Genomic DNA, 12443 nt, shown 5'->3' on the forward strand with positions numbered 1-12443 from the left:
CAATTCCTTGAACCCCAGCCTGCGGCTGGCGTCACTGTACTGCGTGGCATTCTTCGCGGGGAGTTCCCGCACGGGGTACTTTCCGGGTCAGGCGTTGGTCGGGGCGGCGTCCACGACTGCGGGCTTACGCACCGCGTAACGCTTGAGCCCGACCACGGCGAACGCTGATACCACAGTACCGATCGCAATGGCGAGCACGAACAGCAGGAAGTTGTCGATGGCGAAGAAGACGAACATTCCACCGTGCGGCGCTTTGCTCGTGATGTTCCAGGCCATGGACAGCCCGCCGGTGACCGCTGCGCCGAGCATGGCGGCCGGAATTACCCGGAACACGTCGGCGGCGGCGAACGGAATGGCGCCTTCCGAGATGAACGAGGCACCCAGCAGCCAGGCCGCCTTACCGTTCTCACGCTCAGACAGGCTGAACAGCTTCTTGTCGATCACGGTGGCGAGGGCCATTGCGAGCGGCGGAACCATGCCGGCGGCCATGACCGCGGCCATGATCTGCCACGGTGCCTGGTTGGCGAGGCTCGCCGCGCCGAGGCCGGCGACGGCGAACGAGTAGGCGACCTTGTTGACCGGACCGCCAAGGTCGAATGCCATCATGAGACCGAGAATGACACCGAGAATCACAGCGGATGCCCCGGTCATGCTGTTCAGCCAATTGCCGAGTCCCACGGTGAGCAGCGCGATCGGACCGCCGAGAACGAGGAACATCAACCCGGACGCGACGATCGATGCGATCAGCGGAATGATCACGACGGGCATCAGGCTGCGCAGCCAGCGCGGAACGCTGATCCTGGCAATACTCATGGCGACGACACCAGCGAGCAGCCCGCCGACTATGCCTCCGAGGAAGCCAGCGCCCATGAAGCCGGCGACGGCGCCCGCGACGAAGCCGGGCGCGATACCGGGACGGTCGGCGATGGCGAAGGCGATATAGCCGGCCAGTGCGGGAACGAGGAAGCCCATCGACAGGGCGCCGATCTTGAAGAAGACCGCCCCGAGGTAGATGAGCATGCCGCCGTCGGGCAGGTTGAACAGGCTGTTGTTGATCACGACGTCATCGGCGACCTCCGTGATCTCGTAGCCGCCGAGCAGAAAGCCGAGGGCGATCAGCAGGCCTCCGCCGGCGACGAACGGAATCATGTAGCTGACACCGGTGAGCAGCGCGCGCTTGAGTTTCTGGCCGAGGTGCTCGCTCTTCTCGTCCGATGCGCCGCCGAGGTCGACGGTGCCGCTGACGCGACGGGCGTTCGGGTTGAGTGCGGCCGCGAGGGCTTCCTCGATCAGTCGGCCAGGCTCGTCGATGCCGCGCTTGACCGGGGCGTTGATGACGGGCTTGCCGGCGAAGCGTTCGCGGCCGCGCACGTCGACGTCGACGGCGAAGATCACGGCGTCGGCGGCAGCGATGACCGCTGGGTCGAGCGGGGTGACGCCAGCCGAACCCTGGGTTTCCACCTGCAGGTCGACGCCGACGGCCTTGGCAGCGGCCACGAGCGAGTCGGCGGCCATGTAGGTGTGCGCGATGCCGGTCGGGCAGGCGGTGACGGCGACGATGCGCCCCCTGCTGGTTGACTCGGCGCCGGTCTGAGCCGGACCGGTACCGGCGTTTGCGTTCTCGGCGGCACCGGCAGCGTGGGCGCCAGCGGCAACCGGAACCGGGGCGACGACGTTGCCCACGAGTTCGACGATCTGCTGCGCGGTCGACGCGTCCCGAAGGGCGGCGGTGAAGTCCTTCTTCATGAGCGACCGGGCGAGCTTGGCCAGAATCTTCAGGTGTTCCTGGTCGGCGCCTTCCGGGGCCGCGATGAGAAAGACCAGGTCGGCGGGGCCGTCCTTCGATCCGAAATCGACTGGGGTCGACAGACGGGCCAGCGCGAGAGTGGGTTCCAACACGGCCGACGAACGGCAGTGCGGAATGGCGAGGCCACCCGGAATGCCGGTGGCGGTCTTCGCTTCGCGAGCGAGGGCATCCGCGTACAACGCCTCGATCTCGGTGGCGCGACCTGATTCGACGACGAGCTCGGCCAGGCGCCGAATGACGTCCTTCGGCTCGCTGCCGAGATGGGTGTCCAGAGCAACGAGCTCCGGGGTAATCAGTGCAGTCACTGGTCATCCTCCTTTGGATGTGCGGCCAGGACCGGCCGGGGGACCGATTCTGGGGCAAGGTCCGTCACGGTGACGGCGCGGGGGTTGGTTTGGTGCAGGGCGGGAACAGTGGAACCGGGTAGGGAGGCTGCGGCGGCGCCGTGGGCGGCGGCCTGGCGCAGGCGGTCGGGGGCGCTCGCGCCGAGGTTGCTTTGCAGCAGGTAACCGGCCAGGGCCGAGTCGCCGGCACCGACGGTGCTCACGGCGATCATCGGCGGCGTGGTCGCGAGCCAGCTGCCCTCGGCAGTGACGAGCACGGCGCCCTTCGCTCCGAGGGTGGCCAGTACGGCACCGACACCGCCTGCGATGAGCACGCGCGCCGCGTCGACGACAAGGTCGGGGTTTGCCTCCAGTGTGTCGCCGTCGAACAGACCGCTCAACTCCGCGAGTTCCTCACCGTTGGGTTTGAGCAGATCGGGGTGGGCCAGCGCCGCTTTCGCCAGTGGGCCACCCGACGAATCCACGGCCACTTTCGGTGCCGCCGAGCCGAGGCGTTCGCGCAGCTCGCGGATGATGCGGGCGTAGAAATCGTCGGGCACGCCGGGCGGCACGGACCCGGCCAGCACGAGCCAGCTGGCGCCGGCCGACCGCTCGAGCACCAGGTCGACGAGGGCGTTTTGCTGGGCCGGGCTCAGTTCCGGTCCGGGTTCGTTGAGCTTGGTGGTCGTGCCGTCGGGTTCGGTGATCGCCACGTTGCTGCGGAGCGGTTTGCCGATGTGCAGGCCGAGGTGCGGAATGCCGTGGCTGGTCAGGGCGAGCAGCACCGGGTCGTCGGCGTCGCCGGGGAGGATGGCCAGGCTCGAGATGCCGCTCGCTTCGAGGGCGCGGCAGATGTTGACGCCCTTGCCGCCGGGTTCGCCGTGGGCGGCGACGGCCCGTTGCACTTCGCCGCGGGCGAGCGGGCCGGCCAGTTCGATGGTGCGGTCGAGGCTCGGGTTGGGGGTCAGCGTGACGATCACGCGATCACCACGTCGACGTCGGCTGCGGCCAGCGCGGCGGCAAGGTCGGCGGATGGCGCGGCATCCGTTATTAAGGTGTCGATCGCTGCGAGGGCGGCGAAGGAGACCAGGGTCTCCTGGTCGAGCTTGCTGGAATCGGCGAGAACGACGACGCGCCGGGCTGCCCGGACGATCGCGGACTTGACCGCTGCTTCGACCGAGTCCGGGGTGCTGAGGCCGAAGGTCGCGCTGATGCCGTTGGTGCCGATGAAGGCGATGTCGGGGCGCAGCGCCGCGAGCTGGGCGACGGTGCCGGCACCGACGATCGCGCTGGTCAGCCCGCGCACCCGACCGCCGAGAATGTGCAGGTTGATGGCGTCGTTGCGGGAGAGTTTGGCGGCGATCGGAACGGCGTTGGTGATCACGAGCAGCTGGTCGCCGGCGACGGCGGGCGTCCAAGCGGCGAGGCGCTCGGCGAGGCGTTCGGTGGTACTGCCGGAATCGAGCAAGATCGAGCCGGTTCGACTCGCGGGAATCATGCGCAGGGCGGTAGCGGCAATGCGGGACTTCTCGTCGAGGCGTTGGGTCTGACGCTCGTCGAGGCTCGGCTCTGACAGGCTCAGGCGATCGATCGCGACGGCACCGCCGTGCACTCGGCGCAACTGGCGGGCGGCCTCGAGGGTGTCGAGGTCACGGCGCACGGTTTCGGCGGTGATGGTGAAACGCGCGGCGAGGTCGGCCACGGTGACCCGTCCCTCGGTTGCCACGAGTGCGGCGATCAAGAGTTGACGTTCTTCGGCGAACACGAATTGCCTCCTCGACGATGAGTGACGTTGGTCACATAAATTTGGTTTCATTGACTTTAGCTGTGTTTATTTTTGTTTGTCAAGAAAAAACAAGATAAACAAAGAATTTGCCTCATTCGGGTGGAACGGATGCTGTCGGTCGGCCGTGTCGGTGGCCGACGGTAGCGTGATTGCTATGAAGATTCTGCACACCTCGGACTGGCACATCGGGCGCACCTTCCACACCCATTCGACCCTCGAACACCTGGCGGTCGTGCTCGACGCCGTCGTTGCGGTGGTGCGCGAGCGAGGCGTCGACGTGGTGGCCGTGGCGGGCGATGTGTTTGATTCCGCCATGCCCTCGAAAGAGAGCTACGCGCTGCTGACTCGCGTCTTGCGGCGTCTGAAGGAGGCCGGGGCATCCGTTGTGATGACCAGCGGAAACCACGATTCGGCCACCCGTCTGGGCTTTCAGGCCGAGTGGGCGGCGCTGGCCGGCATCCACGTGGTGACCCGTCCGGAGCAATACCTCGAGCCGATCACCATCAGTGATGAGCACGGGCCGGTGCACTTCTATGGCATTCCGTTTCTGGAGCCCGTACTCATTCGACATCTGCATCCCGGCGAGCTGCTGAAGACGCATGAGCAGGTCCTGAATTTCGCCATGACGCAGATTCGGGCCGACCGATCACTGCGCCGACTTGCTGCGGGCGGCGGGCGCAGCGTGGTGCTCTCGCACTGCTTCGCTGCCGGAGTGACCCCGGCCACGGCGGCGAGTGATGTGGAGCGTGATATCACCGCCGGCGGCCTCGACGTCGTTCCGCTGAGCGTCTTCGACGGCTGTGACTACGTCGCGCTGGGGCACATCCACGGCCGGGCCACCCTCACCGACCGCGTACGGTATTCCGGGTCGCCACTGCACTACTCCTTCTCTGAGGTTGGCAAACCGCGGGGAGCCTGGCTGGTCGAACTGGATGCCTCCGGCCTCGGGCGGGTCGAGTGGGTCGACCTGCCGGTGCCGCGCCGACTGGCCGTGCTCACCGGCGAGCTCGCCGATCTGCTCGAAAATTCCAGCTACGCCGACAACGAGGGCGACTGGGTGAAGGCCATCCTCACCGATCAGGTGCGGCCGCTCGACGCCATGCGTGCGCTGCAGGCCCGGTTTGCGCACGCGGTGGCGCTCGAGCATCGCCCGGCGGTTCGGGTCGACCCCGGCGATAACAGCTACGCCGAGCGCATTCGCGCGGCGACGAGTGACCCCGAGATCGTGGCGGGCTTCCTCTCTTTCGTGCGCAACGGCGTCGGCCCGACCGAATTTGAGAGTGCGCTCGTCGCCGAACTACTCACCGAGCAGTCCACCCGGGCGGTGAATTCGTGAAGATACTGCGGTTGCGGCTCGCCGGGTTCGGCCCGTATAAAGACGAGCAGCTCGTGGACTTCGAGCGCTTCGACAGTGACGGCATCTTTCTGATCTCCGGCAAGACCGGGGCCGGCAAATCGAGCATTCTCGACGCCATTTGTTTCGCCCTCTACAACCAGGTGCCGCGCTTCGATGGCAGCGAACTCAAGCTGCGCAGCGACCACTGCGAGGCTGGCGACCCGACCTTCGTCGAACTCGACTTCAGCGTCAACCAGTCCCGATATCGGCTGCGCCGCAGCCCGGCGTACGAACGACCCAAGAAGAATCAAGCCGGGGTCACCACGGCCGCGCCGACCGCCGTGCTGCAGGTTCTGGACGACGCCGACGGTTCCGATAGTGGCGGCTGGCGCGGCATAGCGGCCAAGCCCGGTGCCGTCGGGCACGAGCTTGACACCATTCTGCCGCTGAAGGTCGACCAGTTTCTGCAGGTGATACTGCTCGCGCAGAATCGATTCCAACGATTCCTGCTCGCCAAGACCGAGGAGCGCCGCGCTGTCCTGCGCACCCTGTTCAACACCGGCCGCTTCGAACAGCTCGAGGCCGCGCTGATTCTGCGCCGCAAGGGATTGGATGAGCAGCTGGCGACGAGCCAGCGTGACCTCGAGCAAGATCAGACCGCTGCCGCGCAGCTGCTCCGCGACGAGGGGCCGCTCGCCGCACCAACCGCTGGGTGGTTTGCCGCCGCCCAGCACGACCTCGCCGGGCAACTCGATGCTGCGACCATTGAGCGGGCGCGCACCATGGCCGAACTGACCGCCGCGACCGACCGGCACCGGTCCCTGCTGCAGACCGAGCAGCGTCAGCTGCGTCGATCCGCTGCCGCCAGTGCTCTGGCCGCACTCGACTCCCGGCAGGACGACATCGTGCGGGAGCGCTCCGATCTGCAAAACGCCGCGCGTGCGGCCCGAGTCTGGCCGCAGGTTCGGGCGCGCCACGAGGCCGCCAGCGCACTCGCGGCGGCCGAGAGCGCCCTCGCCGCCGCACAGGCGCAGCGCGCGGGCGATCGCCCGGCCGAGACTGCGGGTGCGGGTGCTGCAGGTCGTTCGCGATCGGATGTGGCTTTCCCGGAAACGCTCGGGCAGCTTCAGCTGGTCATTGACGGGCTGCTCGGTCGCCTTGGTGCGCTCGAAGATGCCCTCGCCGACGAGCTCGCCCTCCCCGGGCTCGACAACGAGATCGCCGAGCTACTGATCGAACAGCTGGAAGGCACTCGCGCGCTCGATGCTGCCCGTGCCCAGGCCGATGCTTTGCCCGAACAAATCGAGGCAATCGCCGCTGAGCACTCCGCGGCACAGCTCGCGGCTGCTCGTCAGCCCGACACGATGATTGCCCTCGACCGCGCCACCCTTACCCTGGCGGCCGCGCAGACTGTCACGCGGCTCAGTAGCGTCCTGCTCACCGCGCAGCAGGCCGAGTTGACCGCGAGCGGCGACAACGCCGACGCGGCCGCGCACTACGAGAGCGTGCTCGCTCGTCGCTTCTCGGGATTCGCCGCTGAGCTCGCCACCCGGCTGGTCGCCGGGGACGCCTGCGCGGTGTGCGGGTCAACGGCACACCCCCAGCCGGCCATCGGCCACGATGATCCGGTCACCACCCACGATCTGAACACCGCGCGCAGCACGGTCACCGACCGGCAGGGTCAGCTCCTTGTGGCCCAGAACGCGGTGCAATCGGTCGATCTGCGTCTGGCTGAAGCCCGCGCCCTCACCAGCGGCCGCGACGCGGCCACGATCACTGCCGAGCACGACGCAGCAACCGCGGCGCACCGGCTGGCCGATCGGGCCACCGCGACTCTGCCCGATTTGCACGCCCGGCTCGCTCAGCTGCAGTCCACGATGACCCGGGCGGCCACGAGCGTCGACCAACTACGCGGCCAATGCGATCAAGCCAGCACCGCTCATGCCTTCAAGGTCAGCCAGAGGGAGGCCAACTTCGGCCGGATCGCCGCGCAACGCGGCGAGTTCGACAGTGTGCGCAGCCAGGCCACTCACCTGCACGACGAACTGACGCAGGCCCGCACCCTCGCCACCGCACTGAGTGTGGTCGATGAGTGCGGCGCAGCCGAAGACGCCGCGCAGAGCCGCCTCGCCGCGCAATTGGCTGAGGAAGCCTTTACCGATGAAGCAGCAGCGCTCGCCGCGCGGCTCGACCAGCCCGAGATTGAGCGACGCACGAGAGCTCTGCGGGTGCATGACGACGGTCTGGCGGCAGCCCGCGCGACCCTGGCCCAGCCCGACCTCGCCGATTTACCCACCCAGCCCGTCGACGTATTACCGGCCGCGGCCGCCGCTGCCGCTGCGAGCACGGCCCGTGATGCCGCGTTGACCTGGCAGAGTTCGCTGGTCGATCGCACCGGGACCCTCTCGGCGATCGTGCGCCGGGTTGGAGCGCTGTTCGCGGCATCCGCTCAGCTGCACGAGATGCAGCAGCAGGTGCGTCAGCTGGCCGACGTCGTGCACGGCGACGAACCCAACACCAAACGCATGCGACTGGAGAATTACGTGCTGGCCGCGCAGCTCGAGGAGATCGTGGCGGCCGCTAACATTCGGCTGCTCACCATGACGAGCGGCCGCTACACCCTTGAACACGATGACTCCCTGGCTTTCGGCGGGGCACGGTCGGGCCTGGGACTCGCCATCCGCGACGAATACACCGGACGGGCCCGTCCAACGCACTCGCTGTCGGGCGGTGAGACATTTCTCGCCTCTTTGGCCCTCGCTCTCGGGCTCGCCGAGGTCGTGACCGGGCAGGCCGGCGGCGTCACCCTCGACACCCTCTTCGTCGATGAGGGCTTCGGCTCCCTCGACGGTGAAACCCTCGAGACGGCCATGAGTACGCTCGATTCCCTGCGTGCCGGGGGCCGCACCATCGGGCTGATCAGTCACGTCGATTCCATGAAGGAGCAGATCCCCGCAACTCTTCGTATCGTGGTGACCGATCGGGGCTCTAGCGAAATTGAGGGCGGTGACGCCACGGGGTGACCGGCGCCGCTGGGCGTGCCAATCGTTCGAGGTTGTCTTCGAGGTTGTCTTCAGGTATTGCCGATCTGGGGTGGCCCTGTCACCATCGGAGCGTTGCCGCAATGATGCGAGCCGCATTTGGGAGCCCGAATGAAAAAGATCCTCTATATCGACCTCGACAACACACTCGTCAACGTGCAATCGGGAATCGACCGCCTGACCAACGCGGAATACAGCCGCTACGAAAAAAGACTCGATGAGGTGCCGGGCGTTTTCGCCCGGATGGAACCGATCAGCGGCGCGATAGAGGCCTTTCGTACCCTGGCAAAATCCTTTGACACCTATATTTTGTCGATGGCGCCGTGGGGCAACGCGAGTGCCTGGCAGCACAAGCTGGAGTGGGTGCAGGAACATTTAGGAGCGGATGCGACCGGTCCGGCCTACAAGCGGCTGATCCTCTCGCACCACAAGCATTTGAATCGCGGAGACTTTTTGGTCGACGATGGCATGGCCGTCGGTGCTGACCGGTTCGAGGGGGAGCTGATCAAGTTTCTGACACCGAAGTTTCCGGACTGGCACACGGTCACGCGCTATCTGCTGGAGCGGGCCGAAACGCCGCTTTGTTCGGAGCCGCGCGCCAAGCGGGAATCCCGGTCGCTGCGCTCGAGTGATCTGCAGACCGTGGTGTCCTCGGCTCGGTGATTTTTCCCGGCGGAACAGTCAGCCACTAGATGTTTTGGTGCTTGAGCAGGTGCCCTCGGCGTTGTATATTAATGCTGTCTAGATCAGTCCGATCGCCCTGCCGGCCGGACTGATCTTTCTGTGTGCGGTGGGATTTCACCGTGCGATCTGTCTGCGACCAGCGCCTGAACTCGCCGTCACCAACCCTGAGAGACCTCTGTGGGTGCGGAGTATACATCTTCTGAAAGTCCTGACTAGGGGTTTACCCACATGTAAATCTGGGGTAATCTCATTTTTCAGACGGGCAATGTCCTGCCAGGGTGTTTTACCCTCGCGAGTCAATGCCACCAGATGATTGGGTGACGACATGGTGGAACTGAAGTCGGATTTCGTTCCGATGGGCGAAGTGAGCGCCGATGAGCGCTCCAGAATGGCTTTTGGCAAGGCCGGCGTGCACCGTGATGATCGGTATGCCGTTGCGGTGAATGCCGAGGGTGAAATTCTTCTGACGCCGCTCGTGTCCATTCCCCGCCGGGAACTTCTGGTCTGGGATGACGAGGGCATTCGTGCCGCTCTGGTGCGTGGCCTCGAGCACAGTTCCAAGGACGAAACAAGTGAGGGCGGTGACTTCACGCGGTACGCCGAGGAAGACCACCCGCTCGAGGACGAGAACGCCTCCGCCGAGCCCCGGTCATGAGCTTTACGCTCCTGCTTACTCGGGAAGCGGCATCCGGACTCTCCATGCTGGAAGCGAAACCGCAACTGGTCGGCCGACTCAAGCGCGTGCGAACCGCGCTCGGTCGGCTGCAGCTGAACCCCGAAGATCCGGCCCTGCGCTCGCACAAATATGTGTCGCTCGCGGGCAAGAAGGGCGAGGCCGTCTGGGACTCCTACATTGAGCACCGCACGCCCACGGCCGGTCGCATCTACTGGCATTACGGACCAGGACTCGACCGCATCACCGTCGTGATCATCACGCCGCACCCGTAGCGCCCGCCCGCGCCCTGCGGTAACGAACCGGCGTAGCGGCTACCCGTTTCGGGCGTGGTCGTGCGGGTAGCGGATGCCGCGGCAGCTGCTCGGGCCGTTCGGACCCCGGTCACGCCGCGCTCTGCTCAGTGTCTGCTGCGCGGTCGGCGGCTCAGCGCCCGCAGCCTAGAACGGGTTGAGCAGTCGGTGCAGAAACTGGCGGGTGCGTTCATGTTGCGGGTGCCGCAGCAGCTGTTTCGGGTCGCCGTGCTCGACGATCGTTCCGCCGTCGACGAACGCAATCTCGTGGGCGACCTCTCGGGCGAATTCGAGTTCGTGGGTGACGATCACCATGGTCCAGCCCTCGTCGGCGAGTTCCTTGATCAGGCGCAGCACGTCTCCGACCAGCTCCGGATCGAGAGCGGATGTCGGCTCGTCGAATAACAGCACCTGCGGACGCAGGGCGAGTGCCCGAACGATTCCGACCCGCTGTTGTTGGCCGCCGGAGAGCTCGAACGGGAAGCTGTCCCGCTTGTCGGTCAGCCCGACCCGATCGAGGAGGGCGAGTGCTTCGGCGGTCACCTCGGCGGCCGGGCGTCGCTGCACGACCACCGGTCCCTCGATCACGTTCTGCAGCACCGTTTTGTGCGGGAACAGGTTGTAGTGCTGGAAGACCATCGCCGACCGGTCGCGCAGGCTGGCCAACTCTTTCGGTGAGGTTTTCGCCGCAAAATCGATGGTCAACGGTGCGGCCGAGCGCTCGCCCCGGCCGGCAGCTGAACCGCCCGGACCCCGGTCACTCGCGCTGGCGACGGCGACGTCGATCGTGCCGCCGTCGGGTAGTTCCAACCCGTTCAAGCAGCGCAAAATGGTGGTCTTGCCTGAGCCTGACGGTCCGATCAGCGCGAGCACCCGGCCACGGCCCACGGTGAGGTCCACCGATTCCAGTACTCGGTTGCTGCCAAAACTTTTCTGCAGGCCTCGCACGCGCAGCAGGGGAGCGGCATCCGTTTCGCCGGCGGCAAAGCCGGGCGAGAGATCAGCGGGCGACATAGCGGTCCAATCGTTTTTCGACGAAGCCCTGGCCGGTGGAGAGTACGAGGCAGATGACCCAGTAGATCAGGGCTGCTTCAAGGTAGATCAGCATGAACTCCTGGCTGAAAGCCGCGATCTGCTGCGCCTCACGAAACAGCTCGGTGACCAGGATCGTGGAAGCCAGCGAGGTGTCCTTCACCAGGCTGATGAAGGTGTTCGACAGCGGCGGCACCGAGACCCGGGCTGCCTGCGGCAGGATGATGCGGGTGAGAGCCCGACGGTGCGACATGCCGATCATGTAGGCCGCTTCCCACTGGCCCTTGGGTACCGAGAGAATCGCGGCCCGAATGACCTCGGCAGCGTAGCCACCCACATTGATCGAGAAGGCGACCACAGCGCTCGGCCACGGATCGATCGTCACGCCGATCGACGGCAGCCCGTAGAAGATCACAAACAGTTGCACCAGCAGCGGAGTGCCGCGCACGATCGAGATGTAGCCGCGTGCGATTCCGGACAGCCATCGGCGGGTCGACAACCGCATCAATGCCAGTGCAACCGCGAGCACGAGCCCGATCGCGAACGACATCAGGGCGAGCGGAATCGTGCCGCGCACCGCGCCGTCGAACATTGGCCACAGCGAGCTGAGGAACAAATCCCAATCAGGTTGGATCATCGACGTGTCGGTTTACTGGCTGACGTCGGCGCCGAAGTACTTGTCCGAGAGCTCGGCCAGCGTGCCGTCGGCGCTGAGGGTGGCGAGCGCTTCGCTCACGGCGTCGGCCAGAGCCGTGCCGTCCTTGGCGAAGGCGAACGCGCTCTCCGAGCGCGCCTCGGTCTCGGCGGCGATCTTCAGGTTGTCGGCGCCGTTGGTCTTCTGGTAATCGAGGAAGGTCAGCTTGTCGTTGACCGTGGCATCCACTCGGCCCTGTTCGACCAGGGCGACCGACTGGGCCCAGCCCTCAACGCCCTCAACAGTGGCGCCACTCTCAGTAGCGAGGGTGTTCCAGTTGCTGGTCAACGACTGCGCGGTGGTCTTGCCGTCGAGGCTCGCGAACGAGGTGATCGAGGTGTTGTCGGACGGAACCACGATGACGCCGGTGGAGTAGGTATACGGCGTGGAGAACTTGTAGGCGTCCAGGCGTTCCGGCGTGATGGACACCTGGTTGGCGATGGTGTCCCAGCGGCCGGCGGTGAGGCCGGCGAAGATGGCGTCCCACTGGGTTTCTTCAAACTTGGCGTCAACGCCGAGCTCGGCGGCGACGGCGCGAGCGACTTCGACGTCATAACCGGTCAGTTCGCCGGATCCGTCTTCGTGGAACGAGAACGGCCGGTAGGTTCCCTCGGTGCCGATCACGAGGGTGCCGGCGTCGAGCACACTGCTGAGCGAATTGTCGGTGGCGCTTGAGCCGGAGCATCCGGTGAGGGTGAGAGCGACGACACTGAGCAAAGCGGCCGGGATGAATCTAAACTTCATGAAAAGGAACGCCTATCAAACTCGGTGGGG

At 66.0% G+C, this 12443-nt stretch carries 11 protein-coding genes; 5 read left to right on the forward strand and 6 right to left on the reverse strand.

The features are described 5' to 3' along the window. Window positions 1-87: 87 nt before the first annotated feature. The 3 genes from E3T46_RS15955 to E3T46_RS15965 are packed head-to-tail and all read right to left on the reverse strand — an operon-like array spanning window position 88 to window position 3895. Window positions 88-2112 (reverse strand): fructose-specific PTS transporter subunit EIIC, encoded by a 2025-nt coding sequence (locus E3T46_RS15955; RefSeq protein ID WP_134579291.1) that lies wholly within the window; start codon window positions 2110-2112, stop codon window positions 88-90. Then, window positions 2109-3110 (reverse strand): 1-phosphofructokinase, encoded by a 1002-nt coding sequence (locus tag E3T46_RS15960; protein ID WP_134579292.1) that lies wholly within the window; start codon window positions 3108-3110, stop codon window positions 2109-2111. The genes E3T46_RS15955 and E3T46_RS15960 overlap by 4 nt, the downstream gene beginning before the upstream one ends. Then, complete coding sequence (locus E3T46_RS15965) at window positions 3107-3895, reverse strand: DeoR/GlpR family DNA-binding transcription regulator (protein WP_134579293.1); 789 nt, start codon at window positions 3893-3895, stop codon at window positions 3107-3109. The genes E3T46_RS15960 and E3T46_RS15965 overlap by 4 nt, the downstream gene beginning before the upstream one ends. A gap of 175 nt (window positions 3896-4070) precedes the next feature. Here E3T46_RS15965 and E3T46_RS15970 point away from each other — a divergent pair, with 175 nt between their 5' ends. The 5 genes from E3T46_RS15970 to E3T46_RS15990 all read left to right on the forward strand — a co-directional run bounded on the left by E3T46_RS15970 (window position 4071) and on the right by E3T46_RS15990 (window position 9925). Next, entirely contained in the window at window positions 4071-5252 is a 1182-nt protein-coding gene (locus tag E3T46_RS15970; RefSeq protein ID WP_134579294.1) for an exonuclease SbcCD subunit D, read from the forward strand. After that, entirely contained in the window at window positions 5249-8275 is a 3027-nt protein-coding gene (locus E3T46_RS15975) for an SMC family ATPase (RefSeq protein ID WP_134579295.1), read from the forward strand. The genes E3T46_RS15970 and E3T46_RS15975 overlap by 4 nt, the downstream gene beginning before the upstream one ends. Window positions 8276-8404: 129 nt before the next feature. Then, window positions 8405-8956 (forward strand): hypothetical protein, encoded by a 552-nt coding sequence (locus tag E3T46_RS15980; protein ID WP_134579296.1) that lies wholly within the window; start codon window positions 8405-8407, stop codon window positions 8954-8956. Window positions 8957-9302: 346 nt separating this feature from the next. After that, complete coding sequence (locus tag E3T46_RS15985) at window positions 9303-9632, forward strand: hypothetical protein (RefSeq protein ID WP_092451242.1); 330 nt, start codon at window positions 9303-9305, stop codon at window positions 9630-9632. Further along, complete coding sequence (locus E3T46_RS15990; protein WP_134441689.1) at window positions 9629-9925, forward strand: hypothetical protein; 297 nt, start codon at window positions 9629-9631, stop codon at window positions 9923-9925. The genes E3T46_RS15985 and E3T46_RS15990 overlap by 4 nt, the downstream gene beginning before the upstream one ends. 165 nt (window positions 9926-10090) lie before the next feature. Here the strand turns inward: E3T46_RS15990 and E3T46_RS15995 are convergent, their stop codons facing one another. From E3T46_RS15995 to E3T46_RS16005, 3 genes are read right to left on the reverse strand one after another with little or no spacing between them, the layout of a single operon-like run. Next, window positions 10091-10957, reverse strand: coding sequence for an amino acid ABC transporter ATP-binding protein (locus E3T46_RS15995; protein WP_134579297.1), 867 nt, complete (start codon window positions 10955-10957; stop codon window positions 10091-10093). Next, window positions 10944-11612, reverse strand: a complete 669-nt coding sequence (locus tag E3T46_RS16000; protein WP_134579298.1) for an amino acid ABC transporter permease — start codon at window positions 11610-11612, stop codon at window positions 10944-10946. The genes E3T46_RS15995 and E3T46_RS16000 overlap by 14 nt, the downstream gene beginning before the upstream one ends. A 12-nt stretch (window positions 11613-11624) precedes the next feature. Continuing rightward, window positions 11625-12413, reverse strand: coding sequence for an amino acid ABC transporter substrate-binding protein (locus E3T46_RS16005; RefSeq protein WP_134579299.1), 789 nt, complete (start codon window positions 12411-12413; stop codon window positions 11625-11627). Window positions 12414-12443: the final 30 nt, after the last annotated feature.

The organism is Cryobacterium sp. Hh11 (assembly GCF_004404045.1).
Classification (GTDB): Bacteria; Actinomycetota; Actinomycetes; order Actinomycetales; family Microbacteriaceae; genus Cryobacterium; species Cryobacterium levicorallinum.

What these genes read in the sequence shown, in the direction of transcription:
- E3T46_RS15970 (WP_134579294.1), top strand. Translation starts at nt 4,071, where the DNA reads ATGAAGATTCTGCACACCTCGGACTGGCACATCGGGCGCACCTTCCAC.
- E3T46_RS15980 (WP_134579296.1), top strand. Translation starts at nt 8,405, where the DNA reads ATGAAAAAGATCCTCTATATCGACCTCGACAACACACTCGTCAACGTG.
- E3T46_RS15985 (WP_092451242.1), top strand. Translation starts at nt 9,303, where the DNA reads ATGGTGGAACTGAAGTCGGATTTCGTTCCGATGGGCGAAGTGAGCGCC.
- E3T46_RS15990 (WP_134441689.1), top strand. Translation starts at nt 9,629, where the DNA reads ATGAGCTTTACGCTCCTGCTTACTCGGGAAGCGGCATCCGGACTCTCC.
- E3T46_RS15995 (WP_134579297.1), bottom strand. Translation starts at nt 10,957, where the DNA reads ATGTCGCCCGCTGATCTCTCGCCCGGCTTTGCCGCCGGCGAAACGGAT.
- E3T46_RS16000 (WP_134579298.1), bottom strand. Translation starts at nt 11,612, where the DNA reads ATGATCCAACCTGATTGGGATTTGTTCCTCAGCTCGCTGTGGCCAATG.
- E3T46_RS16005 (WP_134579299.1), bottom strand. Translation starts at nt 12,413, where the DNA reads ATGAAGTTTAGATTCATCCCGGCCGCTTTGCTCAGTGTCGTCGCTCTC.